At 62.1% G+C, this 21088-nt stretch carries 19 protein-coding genes; 13 read left to right on the top strand and 6 right to left on the bottom strand.

Annotated elements, in window-relative coordinates; all coding sequences use genetic code 11:
- The first annotated feature begins 30 nt into the window (after positions 1 to 30).
- Positions 31 to 2310: an NADP-dependent oxaloacetate-decarboxylating malate dehydrogenase gene (gene maeB, locus SSARUM2_RS17825; protein WP_033635475.1), complete on the top strand. Its 2280-nt coding sequence runs from the start codon at positions 31 to 33 to the stop codon at positions 2308 to 2310.
- Positions 2311 to 2360: 50 nt separating this feature from the next.
- Here maeB and mmuM read toward each other — a convergent pair whose 3' ends face one another.
- Both mmuM and mmuP read right to left on the bottom strand, forming a co-directional pair.
- A complete protein-coding gene (gene mmuM / locus SSARUM2_RS17820; RefSeq protein ID WP_060452495.1) occupies positions 2361 to 3299 on the bottom strand; it encodes a homocysteine S-methyltransferase in 939 nt (312 codons plus the stop codon).
- Entirely contained in the window at positions 3289 to 4698 is a 1410-nt protein-coding gene (gene mmuP / locus SSARUM2_RS17815) for an S-methylmethionine permease (RefSeq protein ID WP_033654998.1), read from the bottom strand. The genes mmuM and mmuP overlap by 11 nt, the downstream gene beginning before the upstream one ends.
- Before the next feature lie 177 nt (positions 4699 to 4875).
- Here mmuP and SSARUM2_RS17810 point away from each other — a divergent pair, with 177 nt between their 5' ends.
- The 4 genes from SSARUM2_RS17810 to SSARUM2_RS17795 all read left to right on the top strand — a co-directional run bounded on the left by SSARUM2_RS17810 (position 4876) and on the right by SSARUM2_RS17795 (position 11164).
- Entirely contained in the window at positions 4876 to 5715 is an 840-nt protein-coding gene (locus tag SSARUM2_RS17810) for a ChaN family lipoprotein (RefSeq protein WP_060452496.1), read from the top strand.
- A 102-nt stretch (positions 5716 to 5817) separates the two neighbouring features.
- Positions 5818 to 6621, top strand: a complete 804-nt coding sequence (locus SSARUM2_RS17805; protein WP_060424427.1) for a TonB family protein — start codon at positions 5818 to 5820, stop codon at positions 6619 to 6621.
- 54 nt (positions 6622 to 6675) lie between these two features.
- Positions 6676 to 8802 carry a S9 family peptidase gene (locus SSARUM2_RS17800; protein ID WP_120151024.1) on the top strand — a complete coding sequence of 709 codons (2127 nt, stop codon included), beginning with the start codon at positions 6676 to 6678 and terminating at the stop codon, positions 8800 to 8802.
- Between the two features lie 121 nt (positions 8803 to 8923).
- A complete protein-coding gene (locus tag SSARUM2_RS17795) occupies positions 8924 to 11164 on the top strand; it encodes a TonB-dependent receptor (RefSeq protein WP_060424426.1) in 2241 nt (746 codons plus the stop codon).
- 30 nt (positions 11165 to 11194) lie between these two features.
- On the opposite strand, the gene SSARUM2_RS17790 is transcribed toward SSARUM2_RS17795, so the two are convergent.
- The 3 genes from SSARUM2_RS17790 to amiA all read right to left on the bottom strand — a co-directional run bounded on the left by SSARUM2_RS17790 (position 11195) and on the right by amiA (position 13517).
- Complete coding sequence (locus tag SSARUM2_RS17790) at positions 11195 to 11650, bottom strand: YaiI/YqxD family protein (RefSeq protein ID WP_004936514.1); 456 nt, start codon at positions 11648 to 11650, stop codon at positions 11195 to 11197.
- Entirely contained in the window at positions 11650 to 12570 is a 921-nt protein-coding gene (hemF, locus tag SSARUM2_RS17785) for an oxygen-dependent coproporphyrinogen oxidase (protein ID WP_047571066.1), read from the bottom strand. The genes SSARUM2_RS17790 and hemF overlap by 1 nt, the downstream gene beginning before the upstream one ends.
- A gap of 65 nt (positions 12571 to 12635) precedes the next feature.
- Entirely contained in the window at positions 12636 to 13517 is an 882-nt protein-coding gene (amiA, locus tag SSARUM2_RS17780; RefSeq protein ID WP_049213183.1) for an N-acetylmuramoyl-L-alanine amidase AmiA, read from the bottom strand.
- Between the two features lie 204 nt (positions 13518 to 13721).
- Here amiA and SSARUM2_RS17775 point away from each other — a divergent pair, with 204 nt between their 5' ends.
- Positions 13722 to 14147 (top strand): GNAT family acetyltransferase, encoded by a 426-nt coding sequence (locus tag SSARUM2_RS17775; RefSeq protein ID WP_004936504.1) that lies wholly within the window; start codon positions 13722 to 13724, stop codon positions 14145 to 14147.
- A 42-nt stretch (positions 14148 to 14189) separates the two neighbouring features.
- On the opposite strand, the gene SSARUM2_RS17770 is transcribed toward SSARUM2_RS17775, so the two are convergent.
- Positions 14190 to 14588, bottom strand: coding sequence for a YgiW/YdeI family stress tolerance OB fold protein (locus SSARUM2_RS17770; RefSeq protein WP_049233576.1), 399 nt, complete (start codon positions 14586 to 14588; stop codon positions 14190 to 14192).
- Between the two features lie 178 nt (positions 14589 to 14766).
- On the opposite strand from SSARUM2_RS17770, the gene SSARUM2_RS17765 reads away from it, so the two are divergent.
- From SSARUM2_RS17765 to cysA, 7 genes are all read left to right on the top strand, one after another.
- Positions 14767 to 15231, top strand: coding sequence for a DUF2919 domain-containing protein (locus SSARUM2_RS17765; RefSeq protein WP_041036188.1), 465 nt, complete (start codon positions 14767 to 14769; stop codon positions 15229 to 15231).
- Positions 15232 to 15387: 156 nt separating this feature from the next.
- Complete coding sequence (locus SSARUM2_RS17760; protein ID WP_033635465.1) at positions 15388 to 15975, top strand: RpoE-regulated lipoprotein; 588 nt, start codon at positions 15388 to 15390, stop codon at positions 15973 to 15975.
- Positions 15976 to 16157: 182 nt separating this feature from the next.
- Entirely contained in the window at positions 16158 to 17057 is a 900-nt protein-coding gene (locus SSARUM2_RS17755) for a Dyp-type peroxidase (protein ID WP_033635464.1), read from the top strand.
- A 200-nt stretch (positions 17058 to 17257) separates the two neighbouring features.
- On the top strand, positions 17258 to 18280 hold the full coding sequence (locus SSARUM2_RS17750) for a sulfate ABC transporter substrate-binding protein (protein WP_043147795.1): 1023 nt from the start codon (positions 17258 to 17260) through the stop codon (positions 18278 to 18280).
- The gene (gene cysT, locus SSARUM2_RS17745) at positions 18281 to 19120 is read left to right on the top strand and encodes a sulfate/thiosulfate ABC transporter permease CysT (RefSeq protein ID WP_004936486.1); all 840 of its coding nucleotides are present in this window, start codon (positions 18281 to 18283) and stop codon (positions 19118 to 19120) included.
- Positions 19120 to 19995 carry a sulfate/thiosulfate ABC transporter permease CysW gene (cysW, locus tag SSARUM2_RS17740; RefSeq protein WP_033635461.1) on the top strand — a complete coding sequence of 292 codons (876 nt, stop codon included), beginning with the start codon at positions 19120 to 19122 and terminating at the stop codon, positions 19993 to 19995. The genes cysT and cysW overlap by 1 nt, the downstream gene beginning before the upstream one ends.
- Complete coding sequence (gene cysA / locus SSARUM2_RS17735; protein ID WP_033635460.1) at positions 19985 to 21073, top strand: sulfate/thiosulfate ABC transporter ATP-binding protein CysA; 1089 nt, start codon at positions 19985 to 19987, stop codon at positions 21071 to 21073. The genes cysW and cysA overlap by 11 nt, the downstream gene beginning before the upstream one ends.
- Positions 21074 to 21088 lie beyond the last annotated feature (15 nt).

The raw sequence follows: 21088 nt of genomic DNA, 5'->3' as shown, positions 1-21088 counted from the left end.
ACATAAAAGCAAAAAACAAAGGAATCCATAATGGACGAACAGCTCAAACAGAGTGCCCTTGATTTCCATCAGTTTCCTGTCCCAGGGAAGATCCAGGTTTCCCCCACCAAACCGTTGGCGACCCAACGCGATCTGGCGTTGGCCTATTCGCCGGGCGTCGCCGCGCCTTGCCTCGAGATCGCCGAAGATCCGTTGGCAGCCTACAAATACACCGCGCGCGGCAACCTGGTGGCGGTGATTTCCAACGGCACGGCGGTACTGGGTCTGGGCAATATCGGCGCGTTGGCCGGTAAGCCGGTGATGGAAGGCAAGGGCGTTTTGTTCAAGAAGTTTTCCGGTATCGATGTGTTTGATATCGAAGTGGATGAGCATAACCCTGACAAATTGATCGACATTATCGCCGCGCTGGAACCGACCTTCGGCGGCATCAACCTGGAAGACATCAAGGCGCCGGAGTGTTTCTACATCGAACAGAAACTGCGCGAGCGCATGAAGATCCCGGTGTTCCACGACGACCAGCACGGCACGGCGATCATCACCACTGCGGCGGTGCTCAACGGCCTGCGCGTGGTGAAGAAGAATATCTCCGACGTACGCCTGGTGGTGTCCGGCGCCGGCGCGGCCTCCATCGCCTGCCTGAACCTGCTGGTGGCGCTGGGGCTGCGGCAACAGAACATCACCGTTTGCGACTCCAAGGGCGTCATCTATAAAGGCCGCGACGCCAATATGGAGCAGACCAAAGCCGCCTACGCCATCGAGGATAACGGCCAGCGCACGCTGGGCGACGCCATCCCGAACGCCGACATCTTCCTCGGCTGCTCCGGCCCGGGCGTCTTGACGCAGGATATGGTGAAAACCATGGCGCGCGATCCGCTGATCATGGCGCTGGCCAACCCGGAACCGGAAATTCTGCCGCCGCTGGCCAAAGCGGTGCGCCCGGACGCCATCATCTGTACCGGCCGTTCCGATTACCCGAACCAGGTGAACAACGTCCTGTGCTTCCCGTTCATCTTCCGCGGCGCGCTGGACGTGGGCGCGACCACCATCAACGAAGAGATGAAGCTGGCCTGCGTGCACGCCATCGCCGATCTGGCGCTGGCGGAGCAGAGCGACGTGGTGGCTTCCGCCTATGACGACCAGGATCTCTCCTTCGGGCCGGAATACATCATCCCGAAACCGTTCGATCCGCGCCTGATCGTCAAGATCGCGCCGGCGGTAGCCAAGGCGGCGATGGACTCCGGCGTGGCGACGCGCCCGATCGAAGACTTCGACGCTTACGTCGAGAAGCTGGCGGAGTTCGTCTACAAAACCAACCTGTTCATGAAGCCGATCTTCTCGCAGGCGCGCAAAGAGGTGAAGCGGGTGGTGCTGGCGGAAGGCGAGGAAGAGCGCGTGCTGCACGCCACGCAGGAACTGGTGTCACAGGGGCTGGCCTTCCCGATCCTGGTCGGCCGCCCGAGCGTGATCGAAATGCGCCTGAAAAAGCTGGGTCTGCAGCTGACGCCGGGCAAGGATTTCGAAGTGGTAAACAACGAGTCGGATCCGCGCTTTAACGAATACTGGGGCGAGTACTACCAGATCATGAAACGCCGCGGCGTCTCGCAAGAGCAGGCGCGCCGCGCGGTGATCGGTAACCCGACGCTGATCGCCGCCATCATGCTGCACCGCGGCGAAGCGGACGCGATGATCTGCGGCACCATCGGCAGCTACCACGAGCATTACGATGTGGTGAAGAACGTGTTCGGCTTCCGTGAAGGCGCGCACGTCGCCGGCGCGATGAACGCGCTGCTGCTGCCGAGCGGCAACACCTTTATCGCCGACACCTACGTAAACGACGATCCGACCCCGGAACAGCTGGCGGAGATCACCCTGATGGCGGCGGAAACCGTGCGCCGCTTCGGCATCGAGCCGAAGGTGGCGCTGCTGTCTCACTCCAGCTTCGGCTCTTCCGACTGCCCGGCGGCGCGCAAGATGCGCAAAACGCTGGAGCTGGTGAACGAGCTGGCGCCAGAGCTGGAGATCGACGGCGAAATGCACGGCGACGCCGCGCTGGTGGAAAGCATCCGTCACGATCTGATGCCGGACAGCCCGCTGAAAGGCTCGGCCAACCTGCTGATCATGCCGAACATGGAAGCGGCGCGCATCAGCTACAACCTGCTGCGCGTCTCTTGCTCGGAAGGGGTGACCGTCGGGCCGGTGCTGATGGGGGTCGCCAAGCCGGTACACATCCTGACGCCGATCGCCTCGGTGCGCCGCATCGTCAACATGGTGGCGCTGGCGGTGGTGGAAGCCCAGACCCAGCCGCTGTAAGCCCGGGTTGAGTGACTGGCCCCCTGCGCCGCTGGCGCCGGGGGCTTTTTTTATGCCTTGCAGCGCGCAGCGATGGCGCGGATATCCTGCGGGGTGGTGCGGCAACAGCCGCCGATCAATTGTGCGCCGAGCGCGCGCCACTCCGTCGCCTGATCGGCCAGGCTGCCGTGCTCGCCGCCGCAGGCGTGCCAGGTTTTGCTCACCGCATCGTAGTGCTCGCCGGAGTTCGGGTAAACCAGCAGCGGCTTGTCGGCCAGCGCGTTCAGCTGACGCAGCGCCGGGGCGACCTTGTCCAGCGCGATGCAGTTGATGCCGATGGCCAACACCTGCGGGTTGCCGCGCAGCGCGGACAGGACCTCCGTCAGCGGCGTACCGTCGCTGAGGTGTTGGCTGTCGCGCAGGGTCAAGGCGAACCAGGCGCCGAGCGTCGGGAATTCCTGCAGCAGCGTCAGCAGCGCCTGCAGTTCGGCGAACGACGGCAGCGTTTCGCAGGCCAGCAGATCGACGCCAGCGGCCGCCAGGGCGGCGATGCGCGGGCGGTGGAAGGCCATCATGTCATCCTGCGCCAGCCGGTAATCGCCGCGGTATTCCGAGCCGTCGGCCAGATAGGCGCCGTACGGGCCTACCGAACCGGCGATCAGCAGCGGCGCCGCCTGCGGGTGTTCGGCCAGATAATCGCGGCGCGCCCGCTGCGCCAGCTGCACGCTTTTGGCGATCAACGCCAGCGATTGCTCCTGATCCAGGCCGCGGCGCAAGAAGCCCTGCGGCGTGGCCTGATAGCTGGCGGTGATGGCGCATTGGGCGCCGGCGTTGAAATAATCGAGATGCACCTGATAGATAAGCTCGGGATTTTCAAGCAGCACCTTGGCCGACCACAGCGGATCGGTCAGATCGCAGCCGCGCGCTTCCAGCTCGGTGGCCAGCGCGCCGTCCAGGATCAGCGTGGGATGTTCGGCCAGCAGGCGGGCGACGGGGTTGTTAACCGACATGTTGTTCTCCCAAAGCGGTTTTTTGCCCGGCGCGCCGGGTCAGGAAATAGGTGAGGTAGCACAGGGCGACGAACGGCAGCCCACAGTAGAGCGCAATGCGCTGCTCCGGATCGAACGCCAGCCCGATACAGGCCAGCAGGCACAGCGCAAAGCCGAGGATCGGCGTCAATGGGTAGCCGGGCGCGCGGTATTTCAGGCCGCTTATCGGCTGGCCGCTGCGCAGGTAGGCGCGGCGGAAAGCAAGGTGGGCCGCGCAGATGCTCAGCCACACCGCCACCACCGCAAAACCGGAGATCGCCGACAGGGCGACAAACACCGTGTCCGGCGCGATCACGCTGGTCAGCAGCGCCAGCACGCCGCCGAGCATGCTGAAGGTCAGGGCGTTGATCGGAATGCCGCGCGCATTGACGCGCGCAAAGTAGGCCGGCAGGGTGCGCTGGTGGGCCAGCGACCACAGCATGCGCCCCGAGGCGTACAGGCCGGAGTTGGCCGCCGACAGGATGGCGGTCAGGATCACGAAGTTGAAGATATCGGCGGCGTAAGGCACGCCGATGCGTTCAAACACCAGCACGAACGGGCTTTTGACGATCCCCGCCTGATCCATCGGGATCAACGCCGCCAGCACGAAGACCGTGCCGATAAAGAACAGCATCAGGCGGATCACCGTAGTGCGGATCGCCAGCGGCACGACTTTTTCCGGGTTCTCGGTTTCGCCGGCGGCGATGCCGATCAGTTCCGTGCCGGAGAAGGCGAAGTTCACCGCCACCATGGTCATCAGGATCGGCAGCGTGCCGTGCGGCAGCCAGCCGGAAGCGGTCAGGTTATGCAGGAACGGCGCCGGGGTACCGTCTTTCATCGGCAGCAGGCCGAACATGGCGGCGCCGCCCAGAATGATAAACGCCAGAATGGTCACCACTTTGATCAGCGAAAACCAGAATTCGCTTTCGGCGAAAAAGCGGGTGGTCACCACGTTAAGCAGGAAAATGGCCACGCAGAAGATCAAACACCACAGCCACACCGGCGACTGCGGGAACCAGTACTGCATGCAGAATCCGGCGGCGGTCAGGCTGGAGCCGAGCGCCACCGTCCAGGTGAGCCAATACAGCCAGGCGACGGTATAGCCGGTGGCCGGCCCCAGATAGCGCGAAGCATAGACGTGAAAGGCGCCGGTTTCCGGCATCGCCACCGACAGCTCGCCCAGGCACAGCATCACCAGATACACCACCAGCGCGCCGATCAGGTAGGCCAGCAGCGTGCCGAGCGCCCCGGTGGTGGAGATGATGTAGCCGGTGTTGAAAAACAGCCCGGTGCCGATCACGCCGCCCAGCGACAGCATCACCAGGTGCCGGGCCTTCATGCTGCGTTTGAACTGTCCTGCGGCGGGTGCCGATGGTTGCATAATAATCTATCCGTATAGACGTCTAAATATCTGAATGGCTATTGGTTATACCCGCAATGCTTTTTCAACGCAATGCGCAGCCGGCGTTCGGCGCGTAAAAAAATCGTTAAGCCGGATCTATATGCAAATGATAATTATTATCTATAATGTCGCCATTTTCGATAATGGGGCAACATGATGAGATACCTGATTTTATTGGCGGCGTTGGCGCTCGGCGCCTGCAGCCAGGCGCCGGTGAAGGCGCCGGCCAACGACGTCGCGAGTTTGGGGAGCATCACCGATCTGCACAGCGGCGCGACCCTGACGCCGGAGCAGCTGTTGACGCGACTGGCGCAGCAGCCGCGGGTGATCCTGGGTGAGAAACATGACAATCCTTACCACCATCAGATTGAGCAATGGCTGGTGCAGCAACTGCCGCAGCGGCGGCCGCAGGGCAGCGTGCTGATGGAGATGATCAACCCGAACCAACAGGCGCAGATCGACAAGGTCAAGCAGTGGTTGCAGAGCGATCCGACGGTGCGCGACGGCCGCGTAGCGGAGCTGATCGCCTGGCAGCCGGGCTGGAAGTGGGAGCTGTATGGCGGGGTGACGATGGCGGCGATGCGCGCGCCTTACCCGCTGTGGTCGGCCAACCTGGATCGCAGCGAGATTACTGCGTTCTATCAGCAGCCGCAATTCCCGGCGGGGCAGCTATCGGCGCAGCCGGCGGTGCGCAAGGCGCTGGAAGAGACCATCCGCACTTCGCACGGCGGCAAGATTGAGGCCGACCAGTTGCGTGCGATGCTGGCGATCCAGCAGCAGCGCGACCGGCGCATGGCTGAGCGCCTGCTGGCGGCGCCCACGCCCGCGCTGTTGATCGCCGGTGGCTATCACGCCGCCAAATCGGTGGGGGTGCCGCTGCACGTGCGGGATCTGCAACCGGCGGCGGCGCTGACGGTGCTGATGCTGGCGGAGCCGGGCGTACAGGTCGATGCGAACACCGCAGACTACCTGTGGATCACACCATCAGTGAAATGAATACGTTAAGAGAGTGAAAAGGGGTGTTAATTATAGTTGCAAATGATTATCATTAGTAAATGTGATCTGCAATCATTCGCAATTAAGCAAGCTAATGCCCCTATGTTAAGTCAGTCTTACTCCCTCCCGGCCTTTGAACTGCCGCAGCCGCGCTGGGCGCGCGGCCTGCTGCTCGCTCTGGCGGCGCACGCGGCGTTGGTGCTGCTGTTTTACTGGCCGCAGACGGCGCTGGAGCCGGTGGTGTTGCCACCGCCGGCGGTGATGATGAGCTGGGCGGCGCAGATTGAAGCGCCGGAAAGCAAGCCGCTGCCGCTGGGCGTGCAGCAGGCGGAATCCGCTGCGGCGCAGCCGGCGGAGCAGCAGCAACAGCCGGATCTGCCCAAGCTGGCGCGCGCCGAGAAAGCGAAAATCGTGACGGCGGAGAAGAAGCGCGCCGAACGCCGCCCCCCGCAAAAAACGCAGCCGCAGCCTAAGCCGCAGGAACAGGCCAAAGAGACGCGCAACGCCGCCGCGTCCAGCGCCGCCGCGCCGCAGGCGCAGACGCTCTCTCACCAGACCGCCGCACCGATCAACAGCGACGCCAACAGCAACGCGCAGGCCAAACTGTCGTGGGAGAGCCTGGTGAAAGGCAAACTGAACCGCATCAAGGATTACCCTTTGGATGCCCGCAGCCGCCGGCGCAGCGGCATGCCGCAGGTCAGTTTCAGCGTCGACGCGCAGGGGCGGGTCTCGAACGTTACGCTGCTGGTGCGCTCCGGCACTGCGTCGCTGGATCGGGAAGCGGTAGCGGTGGTGTCGCGCGCTCAGCCGTTGCCGCCGCCGCCGCCGGAGATGCTGCAGCAGGGGGCCGTCAGGGTGACGATGCCGATCGATTTCAATCTGGCGGAGCTGAATGCCCGCCGTTAATGCCCGCAGGCGCCGCATCGCCGTCGTCCGCCTTTTCAAACTTCGTGAGGGATTATGAATCCGCTGTTATCCACCCCGCGCCGTCGCATCGCGGCCGCGCTCTGGCTTTCTTTAGGCGTCGCCGGCGCCGCGCTGGCGCAACCACAGCCGCCGTTGGCGGAACGCGCGCCGAAAGCGCTGACGGCGCACGGCGAGACGCGCACCGACGATTACTACTGGCTGCGCGACGACAGCCGAAAAGAGCCGAAGGTGCTGGATTACCTGAAGGCGGAGAACCGCTACACCGAGCAGATGATGGCGCCGTACCAGAAGCTGCGCGCCACGCTGTATCAGGAGATGCTGGGTCGCATGAACCCTGACGATCGTTCGGTGCCGTATCAGCTCAACGGCTATCGCTATCAGGAAAGCTACGCCGCCGGTAAAGATTTCGCGCGGTATCAGCGCCAGGCGCTCACCGCCGACGCGCCGTGGCAAACCTTGCTGGACGCCAATCAGCGCGCGGCCGGCCACGCCTACTATCGCCTGGGGGCGATGGACGTCAGCCAGGACAACCGCCGGCTGGCGGTGGCCGAAGATCTGCAGGGCCGCCGCCAATACCGCATCTCCCTGCGCGAGATAGGCAGCGAACGCTGGTCGCCGGAAACGCTGGAAAACACCTCCGGCAACATGGTGTGGGCCAACGACAACCAAACCCTGTTCTACGTGCGCAACCACCCGCAAACGCTGTTGCCATACCAGGTTTATCGCCATCAGTACGGTACGCCGACGGCAGAAGATAAGCTGGTGTACCAGGAAAACGATCCGGCGTTCTACCTCAGCCTCGGCCGCTCGTCCTCGCGCGATTACCTGATTCTGACCATCAGCGGCAACACCACCTCCGAAGTGCGCCTGATCGACGCCAATCAGCCGCAGCGCGAGCCGCAGCTGTTCGCCGCCCGGCAGAACGGCCGCGAGTATTACCTCGATCACTACCGCGGCGAGTTCTATCTGCGTTCCAACCATCAGGATCCGAACTTTGGCCTGTACCGCACGGCGGCGGCGGGCAAGCCTTGGCAGACGCTGATCGCGCCGCAGGCGCAGCACGAGGTGGAGAGCTTCAGCCTGTTCCGCGACTGGCTGGTGGTGCAGGAGCGCGCCAACGGGCTGGTGCAGCTGCGGCAAATCAGCTGGGACGGCAAAACCGAGCGCGCCATCCCGTTCGACGACGCCAGCTACATGGCCTGGCTGGGCTATAACCCCGAGCCGGACAGCGATCGGTTGCGCTACGGCTATTCGGCGATGACCACGCCGACCCGCACCTATGAGTGGGATCTGAACAAGGGCGAGCGCACCCTGCTGAAGCAGCAAGAGGTGAAAGGCGTCGATCCGAGCCTGTATCACAGCGAGCGCATCTGGGTAACGGCGCGCGACGGCGTGAAGGTGCCGGTCTCGCTGGTGTACCGCACATCGCTGTTCAAAAACGGGCATAACCCGCTGCTGGTGTACGGCTACGGTGCTTACGGCATGAGCATGGATCCGGCGTTCAGCGCCAACCGCATCAGCCTGCTGGATCGCGGCTTCGTCTATGCGCTGATCCACGTGCGCGGCGGCGGGGAGCTGGGGCAGAGCTGGTACAAGCAGGGCAAGCTGACGCACAAACCGAACAGCTTCAACGATTTCATCGACGCTACCCAGGCGCTGATCAAAGACGGCTACGGCCAGCCGGGGCGCATCTACGCCATGGGCGGCAGCGCCGGCGGCTTGCTGATGGGGGCGGTAATCAATCAGGCGCCGCAGCTGTACAACGCGGTGGTGGCGCAGGTGCCGTTCGTCGACGTGGTGACCACCATGCTGGACGACAGCATTCCGCTCACCACCGGGGAGTACGAGGAGTGGGGCAACCCGCACCAGCCGGCCGCCTATGCGCTGATGAAGTCCTACAGCCCGTACGACAACGTGCGCAAGCAGCGTTACCCGAACCTGCTGGTTACCAGCGGTTTGTACGACTCGCAGGTGCAGTATTGGGAGCCGGCCAAATGGGTCGCGAAGCTGCGGCGCTTCAAGCAGGGCGATTCGCTGCTGCTGCTTTCCACCGACATGACCGCCGGCCACGGCGGCAAATCGGGCCGCCTGGCGCGGCTGGAAAACGGCGCGCTGGAGTACGCCTTTATTCTGGCGGCGGATCGGCAGGCGCAGAAATAACCTTCAGCGCCGCGGCACGCTGCGGCGCAATAAAACAATAACAATCTTTTACCGCGCTTTCGGCGGGCTTTTTGCTGGGCATTGTCGGCCATCAAACCTTATTGGCTATTTCTGGGGATATATGAAAATCAAAATGATAGCGAGCCTGATCGGCGCGGGACTGGCGCTGTACGGGCCGGCTGCGGCCGCACAGGAACAGGCGGAAAATAATAAAGGCAGCGTGGCGTTCAGCCCGCTCAACGTCTCGGCCGCCGACAGCGGCAACAGCAGCGAAAAAGACGCGTTGGCGAGGCCAGGTGCGTTCAGCTCGCGCGACGAAAACAAGAACCTGGAGTCGGTGGACAGCATTCTGCGCAGCATGCCGGGCACCTATACCCAGATCGATCCCGGCCAGGGATCGGTCAGCGTCAATATCCGCGGCCTGAGCGGCTTTGGCCGGGTCAACACCATGGTCGACGGCATCACGCAAAACTACTACGGCAACTCGCCGAGCGACGCAGCGCACGGGGGATTGCCCACCAGCCAGTTCGGGGCGCTGATCGATCCTAACTTTATCGTCGGCGTCGACGTGGCGCGCGGCAATGCCACCGGCTCCGCTGGGGTGAACGCCCTGGCGGGCAGCGCCAACTTCCGCACTATCGGCGTGGACGACGTAGTATTTTCCGATAACCCGTTCGGCGTGCGCACCAAATTCTCGGTGGGCAATAACGGCATCGGCCGCAGCGGCATGATCGCCGTGGGCGCCAAAACCGCCGCCTTTGCCGATGGCGGCAGCCTGGGGGCGATGGCGGCGATCAGCGGCAGCTCCATCACCTCCAACTACAAAAACGGCGCCGGTTTCGACAGCGAGGTGTTCAACGTCGATAAAACCTATCGTCAGAACCCGAAATCCCAGCTGTTCAAGGTGGACATCAAGCCGGATGCCTTCAACAGCATCGAACTGTCGGCGCGCAGCTACCAGAATAAAATCACCCGCCGCCACATCGACAGCGACGATTTCTACCTTAAATACCACTACGCGCCGTTCTCGGAACTGATTGATTTCAACCTGACCGCCAGCACCAGCCGCGGCAAACAGCAATTTATGTCCGACAACATGGCGGGATTCAGCGACAGCACGGCGAAAAACATCTCCGATGCGCTGGATATCAACAACACCAGCCGTTTCAGCCTGCAGGATGTCGATTTCGCCTTCAGCTACGGCGGCAAGCTGGTGCGCAATGAGTATAAGAAAAAGGCCTCCGGTTTGGTGACGGATGACAATCAGGCGGAAAGCATGCCGGTGGGCATTGCCGGCAAACAAGATATCTCCAGCCTGTACAGTGGGTTGCAGGCCAACTACGGCATCTGGCAGGGGAATTTCGATCTGAACTACACCGCCTATCGCCTCTCCGGCTATAAGCCGGCCTGTGACGAACGCGTAGAGTGCTTCCCGCAGGGCGCCAGCAATATCACTCGCAATGAACAGGGTTTCAATCCGTCGGTCATGCTGTCGGCGCAGGTGACGCCGTGGCTGCAGCCGTTCGTCAGCTACAGCAAGTCGATGCGCGGGCCGAATATCCAGGAGGTGTTCTTCGCCAACAGCGGCGGCCAGTCGATGAACCCGTTCCTGAAGGGCGAAAAAGCGGAGACCTGGCAGGGCGGTTTCAACGCCAATGCCCACGATCTGTTGTTCAAGCAGGACAGCTTCCAACTGAAAGCGGTCTATTTCGAAACCAGGATCAAAAACTACATATCCAGCCAAACCTACCTGGTGTGTAAAAACCGCCAGAAATGCAACCGTTCGCAGGCGACGCAGGAAGAGTGGGATAACGCGGACGTCAACGTCAGCATGACCATGTACAGCAACGCCCCAGAACCGGTCAAAATGCGCGGGGTGGAGCTCGAAGCGCTGTACGACGCCGGTTTCGCCTTTACCAAGCTGTCGTTAAGCAAGGAGCATACCTCCCAGCCGACCAACCAGGCCAGCAACGTGTTCGGCGCGGGTGATGTCAGCGAACTGCCGGAGTTTTACTTCACGCTGGACAGCGGGGTGCGCCTGCTGGACGAGACATTGACGCTGGGCGGGGTGGTGAAATACACCGGCAAATCGGTGCGCCTGTCGCCTGATTCCACTCTCGATGAAAACGAACAGTTGATGAAGGAGCCGGCGCCGCATATTCCGACCATTATCGATCTGTACGGCACCTATCAGGTGAATCGCAATCTGCTGCTGAAGCTCAGCGTGCAAAACCTGATGGACAAGGACTACTCGGACGCGCTGAACAAGATGAATTCGCTGCCTTCGCAGTCACAAGATTTCACGCCGACCAACACCGCCCGTGGGCGGACTTATATCTTCGGGGGGGAGTTGCGCTTCTAAACCGCAGCAGAGCAGGGCGCAGTTCATTCATCACTGCGCCCGCTTTGCCTGCAGGAGCCATTTGTCCAGCTCGTTGGCGAACTGCTGGCGGTCGCGCTGGTTCAGGGCGTTCGGGCCGCCGGTCTGGATGCCGCTGGCGCGCAGGGTATCCATAAAATCGCGCATGTTGAGGCGCTCGCGGATGGTGTCCGGCGTGTAGCGTTCGCCGCGCGGGTTCAGCGCCACCGCGCCTTTCTCTATCACCTCCGCCGCCAGCGGAATGTCGGCGGTGATCACCAGATCGCCCGCTTCGCAGCGGCGCACGATCTCGTTGTCGGCCACGTCGAAGCCGGCCGCCACCTGCAGCGAACGGATGTACTTCGACGGAGGCGTGCGCAGCGGCTGGTTCGCCACCAGCGTTACGGTGATGGCGGTACGATCGGCGGCGCGGAACAGCACCTCTTTGATCACGTTCGGACAGGCGTCCGCATCGACCCAAATCTGCATCATTTCGGCTCCTGCAGCCAGTCGCGCACCGGCAGAAAATCGCGCGCTAGCGCCGCTTCCGGGCTATCGGCGTCCGGCTGGTAGTTATATTCCCAACGCACCAACGGCGGCATCGACATCAGAATGGACTCGGTGCGCCCGCCGGTTTGCAGCCCGAACAGCGTGCCGCGATCCCATACCAGGTTGAACTCCACGTAGCGGCCGCGGCGATACAGCTGGAACTGACGCTCGCGCTCGCCCCAGGTCAAGGCCTTACGTTTTTCCACGATCGGCAGATAGGCGTCGAGGAAGCCCTGGCCCACCGCGCGGGTGAAGGCGAAACAGTGGTCGAAGTCCGGGGTGTTCAGATCGTCATAGAACAGGCCGCCGATGCCGCGCGCTTCGTTGCGGTGCTTGATGAAGAAGTAATCGTCGCACCACTGTTTGTATTTGGGGTAGACCTCGTCGCCGAACGGCGCGCACAGCTCGGCCGCGGTGCGGTGCCAATGCACGGCATCCTCTGCGAAACCGTAGAACGGCGTCAGATCAAAGCCGCCGCCGAACCACCACACCGGCGCCTCGCCCGGCTTTTCGGCGATGAAAAAGCGCACGTTGGCGTGGCTGGTGGGCACGTAGGGGCTGAGCGGGTGGATAACCAATGAGACGCCCATCGCCTGGAAGCTGCGCCCGGCCAGTTCCGGACGGTGCGCGGTGGCCGAGGCCGGCAGGGTGGCGCCGGAGACGTGCGAGAAGTTGACCCCCGCCTGTTCGAACACCGCGCCGTTGGTCAGCACGCGGCTGCGGCCACCGCCGCCTTCTTCACGCGTCCATTGGTCTTCGGTGAACGCGGCGCCGCCGTCGGCCTGGGCGAGTTGCGCGCAGATGTGATCCTGCAGCGCCAGCAGGAAGGATTTTACTTCAGCGATGTTAGGTAAACTCATGCGGGGTCTTTATAGCGTCTGGCTGAACAAGGCGCTGAGTATACTCTTATTCGCCGCCCGCGGCATCAGCGGGGTTTGCGTTGGTGGGCGTCGAAGTAGTCGAAGAAGTTAACGATGCCGTCCGCGATGGCGCGGGCAATCTTCTCGCGAAACGCGGTGGTGCCCAGCAGCCGCTCTTCGTTCGGGTTGGTGATGAACGAGGTTTCCACCAGCACCGAGGGAATGGACGGCGATTTCAACACCGCAAACGCCGCCTGTTCGGTGCTGTCGCTGTGCAGGTGGTGTACTGGGCGAATTTGGCCGAGCACGTGGCGGCCGAGCGTCAGGCTGTTGTTGATGGTGTCGGTTTGCACCAGATCGAACAGCACCTGCTGCAGGTAGTTGTCCTGATCCTTGTATTTGCCGCCCGCCACGTCGTCGGCGGCGTTTTCACGGTTGGACAGGTAGCGCGCCATGGCGCTGCTGGCGCCGCGGTTGGACAGGGCGAACACCGAAGCGCCGGAGGCCGACGGGCTGGTAAAGCCGTCGGCGTGAATCGAAATGAACAGGTCGGCCTGGTGCTGGTGGGCGATCTCCACCCGCTGGAACAGCGGAATGAACTCGTCTTCTTCACGCGTCAGGCGCGCCTCGACGTGATCGCGCTCATGCAGAAAACGTCGCACGTGGTTGGCGATTTCCAGCACGATGTGTTTTTCCTGCGAGCCTTCGTGGCCGACCGCGCCGGAGTCGATGCCGCCGTGGCCGGGATCGATCATCACCAGTTTTTTGCCGCCGGCCGGTTTCGCCGCCGGTTTGCTGTGCTGATTGCGCAGCAGGCCTTCCGCCCTGGCGCGTTGGCTTTTCACGCCGAGCAGCGCCACCGCCAGGCCGGAAAGCAAAAGTTGGCGTCGCGTCGGGGAAACGGCAAGCGGTTTAAAATTGAGGAAGGGTTTACCCTGCTTTTTCATTACGCAACGCTCCGTCGACGTTTCTATTTTGCGACGTTATATCGTATTGATAATCATTAATCGACCCGATAACTATTTCCATTTATTACGCCTGTTACCGGCGATTTCTGGGCAAATAGCGCGGTAAATCGCAGTTTGATATTGCGTAAGTGAATAATCACGCGATAATCAGATAAACACCTTAATTAACAGCGGCCAACATCGATGGAAATTCGCGTATTTCGACAAGACGACTTTGAAGAAGTCATTACCCTGTGGGAGCGCTGCGATCTGCTGCGGCCCTGGAACGATCCGGAAATGGACATCGAGCGCAAGCTGAACCACGATCCGGAGCTGTTCCTGGTGGCGGAAGTCGGCGGCGAAGTGGTCGGTTCGGTGATGGGCGGCTATGACGGCCACCGCGGCTCGGCATATTACCTCGGGGTGCATCCCGACTATCGCGGGCGCGGCATCGCCAATGCGTTGATCAACCGTCTGGAGAAGAAGTTGATCGCCCGTGGCTGCCCGAAAATCCAGATTATGGTGCGCGAAGACAACGACACGGTGGTCGAGATGTACGAGAAGCTCGGCTACGAGATCCAGGGCATCACCAGCCTGGGCAAGCGGTTGATCGAAGATCAGGAATATTGAGCGGGCGGCGGGCGGCGGCGTTGCACCGCCCGCCGCAGTGCATTACGGCAGCTTTTTGACGGTTTTCACGTCCACTTCGACGCTGCTCCAGTCTTTATCCACTTTGCCTTCCAACTGCACCTTGTCTTTCGGCGTAACGGTTTGGCCGTTCCAGCGCTTGCGATCGATTTCGATCGTCAGCGTGCCGGTGGCATCGCGGAAGGTATAGGTGTCGTCGCCGATGCGCTGCTCGATATTGCCCTGCAGCATCACCCAGGTGTCATCGCTCAGCGATTTCACCTTGTCCACGGTGGTCAGCGCCGCGCTGGGGCCGGAGAAACCGCCCTGAGGAGCGGGTTGCGTTTGGGCCTGCGGCGCGGCCGGATCGAGGAACCCGCCTTGTTGCGCCAGTACCGGTGCGCTGCACAGCGCGATCAGAGCGGCCAGAGTCAGTTTTTTCATGTTGCGCTTCCTTATCATCGTTATCGAAAATCACATCCCGCTGATATCGGGCTGCTTGTTAAGTGCTAAGGATTAAAACACACCGATCTTAAGAGCTTCTTAAGCCGACGCATTGAAATTCCCGCCGCCGGCGCCCATCTGTAGCCATAGTCTTTATTCTGTTGGCAAGGAACGATCGTTGAAGCCATTCTCACCCCGGTTTTCCCCGGACGATTACGACCAGCACGGCGCGCTGCGGCTGCCGCTGGGATTTTGGGCCGTGTTGATTTTGCAGGCGCGCACCTGGCTGCTGTTCGTGATGGCCGGCGCTTCGCGCGAGCAGGGCGAAAGCTTGCTGGCGCTATTTTATCCGGATACCCAACGTTTTTGGTACGGCATGCTGCTCGGCCTGCCGGCGGCGCTGGCGTTTTTGCTGAGCGGCCGCCGCCACCAATGGCCGCGGCTGTGGCGCGGCTGGCGCTGGGGGCTGGCTGTCTCCCTGCTGGCGTCGCTCGGCGGCTCGCTGTTCAGTCTGTGGCGCCAGGACGGCGATGCGCCGGGGCTGGAGCTGGCGTTGGCGCTGCTCGATGCGCTGGCGCTAAGCTATCTGTTGTTGAATGCGCGCCTGAAAGCCTGCTTTGCGCCGGCGGAGCATGCCGACTAATTGCCGAGAAGTGCGGCACTTTTCGCATTTTCCGCACTCCAAGCTGGCAACCGTTGGCGTAGTGCGGGCCGTTGTGAGAGGCTGGCACGCAGCAAAATGCCGAGTGCGGCGGGGGCGGGTTACCGCCCCGTGCCATTGATGTTTAAGGAGCTAGAGATGAATATTCGCCCCCTGCTGTTAGGGCTTCCGCTGTTACTGACCGGCTGTTCGAGCATGTCCAATTTTTCCTGGTCCAGCCTGTCGCCGTTCAACTGGTTCGGCAGCAGCCTGGAGGTCGGCGCCAAGGGCGTCGGCAAGCTCAACGCCGGCACGCCGATGTCGGAAAGCGCCATCAACGACGGGCTGGACGGCAACTACCGCCTGCGCGGCGGCATGGCGACCAGCAACGGCCAGATCGTTTCTTATTACCAGGCGCTGTCCGGCGACGAGGTGAAGCTGGTGATCACCGGCGAACCGAAAGGGCGCCTGCAGCGGGTAGACGTGCTGGATCCGCAAGTGGCGACGGAGTGGGGCAACAAGCTCGGCACGCCGTTCGGCGACATGTACAGCAAGGCGTTCGGTTCCTGTAAACCGGGCAGCGGCGAAGACGCCGGTAAAGTGGAGTGCGTGGCGGAGCAGAGCAAGTACGTCACCTACATCTTCAGCGGCAAGTGGGCCGGGGCGCAGGATATCATCCCGCCGGACGACACCCTGAAAAGCTGGACGGTCAGCAAAATCATCTGGCACGCCAAGCCGCAGCAGTAACGCGTTCAACGGGCGTCGGTTCGCGGCGCCTGTCTTTTCAAGCCATTACCCCTATTTTCTTTGCGCTGCTGCAAGGCAATCGCCCGTGCTTGCGGTATGATAGCGCGCGTTTGTAACAGGGAACCCGCGCGTCAACCGCCATACCTTACCTGTTGCCGGATTCTGGTATTGAGGATAACAACATGACACAGGTTCAGAGCGGCATTCTGCTGGAGCACTGCCGTTTCGCCATTTTTATGGAAGCCAGCGTACAGGGCGAGTTCGCCGACTTGCGCCAGGGCTGCAAGCAGTTTTGTCAGACGCTGAGCGAGCTGCAGCAGCAGTTCCCCGATGCGCGCCTCGGCGCGGTGATCGCTTTCGGCTACGACGTTTGGCACGATCTCTCCAGCGGCCAGGGCGCGCAAGAGCTGAAGCCGTTCACGCCGCTCGGCAAAGGGCTGGCGCCGGCCACCCAGCGCGACATGCTGATCCACATCCAGTCGCTGCGCCATGACGTCAACTTCACGCTGGCGCAGGCCGCGTTGGCGGCGTTCGGCAACGCCATCAAGATTGAAGAAGAAACTCACGGCTTCCGCTGGGTGGAAGAGCGCGATTTGAGTGGCTTTATCGACGGCACCGAAAACCCGCAGGGCGAGCAGCGCCCGGCAGTGGCGACGATTGCCGAAGGCGAAGAGGACGCAGGTGGCAGCTACGTGCTGGTGCAGCGCTACGAGCACAACCTGCGCCAGTGGCAGCGCTTTACCACCGAACAACAGGAACAGATTATCGGCCGCACCAAGCACGACAGCGAAGAGCTGCCGGCCGACCAGCGTCCGGATACCTCGCACGTCAGCCGCGTCGATCTGAAAGAGGATGGCAAAGGCCTGAAAATTTTGCGCCAGAGCCTGCCTTACGGCACTGCCAGCGGCAAGCACGGCCTGTTCTTCATCGCCTATTGCGCGCGCCTGCACAATATCGAGCAGCAGCTGCTGAGCATGTTCGGCGATCTGGACGGCAAACGCGACGCGATGCTGCGTTTCAGCCGTGCGGTGACCGGCAGCTACTACTTCGCGCCATCGCTGACGCGCCTGCTGTCACTTTGACGCCGTTGCCGAAGCCGGCTCGCCCGGCTTCGGTCCGTTTCCCCGCCCCAAAACGCCTCGCATTCCCTGCCTTATAGCGTTTGATGCTTGTAAATCACTAAACGGTATATAAAAGCGTTACAGCTCCGCACCGAGTTATAAATACACTGGTCGTCAATAAGGCGAAAGCCTGAAGGAATGACTCAGTGATAAGGTGCAGAATGAAACAAAACCGGGTTAAAAATCTCGTGCTGAAAGGTTGGCTGGCGGCTGCGCTGTTGGCGAGCGGCGCCGCGTCGGCGGCGGAATTGCTGAACAGCTCTTATGACGTTTCCCGTGAATTGTTCGTCGCGCTGAATCCCGGCTTTGAACAGCAGTGGAATCAACAGCATCCGAACGATAAGCTGACCATCAAACAATCGCATGCCGGCTCGTCGAAGCAGGCGCTGGCGATCCTGCAGGGTTTGCGCGCCGACGTGGTGACGTATAACCAGGTCACCGACGTGCAAATCCTGCACGATCGCGGGCAGCTGATCCCGGCGGACTGGCAGGCGCGCCTGCCGAACAACAGTTCGCCGTTCTATTCCACCATGGCGTTTCTGGTGCGCAAGGATAACCCGAAGGGCATCCACACCTGGAACGATCTGGTGCGCGACGACGTGAAGCTGGTGTTCCCGAACCCGAAAACCTCCGGCAACGGCCGTTACACCTATCTGGCCGCCTGGGGCGCCGCCAGCCAGGCCGACGGCAACGACGCGGCCAAGACCCGCGCCTTCATGACCCGCTTCCTGAAAAACGTGCTGGTGTTCGATACCGGCGGCCGCGGCGCGACCACCACCTTCGTTGAGCGCGGCTTGGGCGACGTGCTGATCAGCTTCGAGTCCGAAGTGAACAACATCCGCAAGCAATACGGTGAAGACAAGTACGAAGTGATCGTGCCGCCGGTCGATATTCTGGCGGAGTTCCCGGTGGCCTGGATCGACAAAAACGTCGAGCGCAACGGCACCGAACAGGCGGCCAAAGCCTATCTGAACTATCTCTACAGCCCGGCGGCGCAGCAGGTGATCACCAGTTTCTACTATCGCGTGTATGACCAGAAAGCGATGGCGGCGGCGAAGGGGCAATTCCCGGACACCCAACTGTTCCGCGTGGAAGATCAATTCGGCGGCTGGCCGCAGGTGATGAAAGCCCACTTCGCCACCGGCGGCGAGCTGGATCAGCTGTTAGCGGCAGGGCGCAAGTAAATGTTGGCGTTGTCGTCCAGTAAGCGGGTGCTGCCCGGATTTGGCCTCAGCCTCGGCAGCAGCCTGTTTTATACCTGTTTGATCCTGCTGCTGCCGCTCAGCGCGCTGGTGATGCAGCTGGCGCAGATGAGCCTGGCGCAATACTGGGAAGTGATTTCCAACCCGCAGGTGGTGGCGGCGTATAAAGTGACGCTGCTGGCGGCCGGCGTCGCCAGCCTGTTCAACGCGGTGTTCGGCATGCTGATGGCCTGGATCCTGACGCGCTACCGTTTTCCCGGCCGCTCGCTGCTGGATGGCCTGATCGATCTGCCGTTCGCGCTGCCGACCGCGGTGGCCGGCCTGACGCTGGCGGGGCTGTTTTCCACCACCGGCTGGTACGGTCAGTGGCTGGCGCACTTCGACATCAAGGTCACCTTTACCTGGCTTGGGATCGCGGTAGCGATGGCGTTCACCAGCCTGCCGTTTGTGGTGCGCACCGTGCAACCGGTTCTGGAAGAGCTGGGGCCGGAATACGAAGAGGCGGCCGAGACGCTGGGCGCCACGCGCTGGCAGAGCTTCCGCCGTGTGGTATTGCCTGAGGTGGCGCCGGCGCTGCTGGCCGGCACCGCCATCTCCTTTACCCGCAGCCTGGGCGAGTTTGGCGCGGTGATTTTCATCGCCGGCAACATCGCCTGGAAGACGGAAGTGACCTCGCTGATGATTTTTGTGCGTTTGCAGGAGTTCGATTACCCGGCGGCCAGCGCCATCGCCTCGGTGATCCTGGCGGCGTCGCTGCTGCTGCTGTTCAGCATTAACGTCTTGCAAAGCCGCTTCGGCAGACGTTTGGGAGGAGGGCACTGATGGCTGATGTTTCCGCCTTCAACGGCGCCGAGCGCCCGCGCGTCAACTGGGGCAAGTGGACGCTGATCGCCATCGGCGCGCTGTTCTCGGTGCTGCTGCTGGTGGTGCCGATGATATCGATTTTCGCCGAGGCCTTTTCCAAAGGATTCGGCGCGATGTGGAGCAACTTGCTCGATCCGGACATGCTGCACGCCATTTGGCTGACGGTGTTGATCGCGCTGATCACCGTGCCGTTCAACCTGGTGTTCGGCACGTTGCTGGCGTGGCTGGTGACGCGCTTCACTTTCCCCGGCCGCCAGCTGCTGCTGACGCTGATCGATATCCCGTTCGCCGTTTCACCGGTGGTGGCGGGGCTGATTTACCTGCTGTTTTACGGCAGCAACGGCCTGCTGGGCGGCTGGCTGGATGCGCATAACATCCAGATCATGTTCTCCTGGCCGGGCATGGTGTTGGTGACCATTTTCGTCACCTGCCCCTTCGTGGTGCGCGAGCTGGTGCCGATGATGCTCAGCCAGGGCAGCCAGGAAGACGAGGCCGCCATTCTGCTGGGGGCGTCCGGCTGGCAAATGTTCCGCCGCGTGACGCTGCCCAACATTCGCTGGGCGCTGCTGTATGGCGTGGTGCTGACCAACGCGCGCGCCATCGGCGAGTTCGGCGCGGTGTCGGTGGTGTCCGGTTCGATTCGCGGCGAAACCTACAGCCTGCCGCTGCAGGTCGAGCTGTTGCAGCAGGATTACAACACCGTCGGCTCCTTTACCGCCGCCGCGCTGTTGACCCTGATGGCGATCGTTACCCTATTTTTGAAGAGCGCGCTGCAGTGGCGTCTGGAACGTCAAAATGCGCGTCTCGAGCGGGAGGAAAATCATGAGCATTGAGATTAACGGCATCAACAAGTACTTCGGTCGCACCAAGGTATTGAACGATATCTCGCTCGATATTGCTTCCGGCGAGATGGTGGCGCTGCTCGGGCCGTCCGGCTCCGGCAAGACCACGCTGCTGCGCATTATCGCCGGGCTGGAAAGCCAGAGCGGCGGCAAGCTGGGCTTCCACGGCACTGACGTCAGCCACATGCACGCGCGCGACAGGCGCGTGGGCTTCGTGTTTCAGCACTATGCGCTGTTCCGCCATATGACGGTGTTCGACAACATCGCCTTCGGCCTGACCGTGCTGCCGCGTCGCGAGCGCCCGAACGCCGCGGCGATCAAACAGAAAGTCACCCAGCTGCTGGAAATGGTGCAGCTGGCCCACCTGGCCAACCGCTATCCGTCGCAGCTGTCCGGCGGCCAGAAACAGCGCGTGGCGTTGGCGCGCGCCCTGGCGGTGGAACCGCAAATTCTGCTGCTGGACGAACCGTTCGGCGCGTTGGATGCGCAGGTGCGCAAAGAGCTGCGCCGCTGGCTGCGTCAGCTGCACGAAGAGCTGAAGTTCACCAGCGTGTTCGTCACCCACGATCAGGAAGAGGCGATGGAAGTGGCCGACCGCATCGTGGTGATGAGCCAGGGCAATATCGAACAGGTAGGCTCGCCGGAAGAGATCATGCGCGAACCGGCCAGCCGCTTCGTGCTGGAGTTCATGGGGGAAGTGAACCGCCTGAACGGTGAGATCCGCGGCTCCCAGCTGTTCGTCGGCGCGCACCAGTGGCCGCTGTCGTTCCAGCCGATGCACCAGGGCAGCGTCGATCTGTTCCTGCGCCCGTGGGAAATGGAAGTGGCGACCGAAAGCAGCGAGCGCTGCCCGCTGCCGGTGCAGGTGCTGGAAGTCAGCCCGCGTGGCCACTTCTGGCAGTTGACGGTGCAGCCAATCGGCTGGCATCAGGAGCCGATCGGCGTGGTGTTGCCGGAAGGCAACCCAACCCCGGTGCGCGGCGGCCGTTATTACGTCGGCAGCCTCAATGCGCGGCTGTATGCCGGCGATCAACTGCTGCAACCTGTTGCGTTAGCCAAAAGCGCCTGATAGGTTTTAGCTGCC

The sequence above is a fragment of the Serratia sp. K-E0102 genome (assembly GCF_029962625.1).
Classification (GTDB): domain Bacteria; phylum Pseudomonadota; class Gammaproteobacteria; order Enterobacterales; family Enterobacteriaceae; genus Serratia; species Serratia sarumanii.
This window is presented reverse-complemented; position numbering and strand designations above follow the sequence as displayed.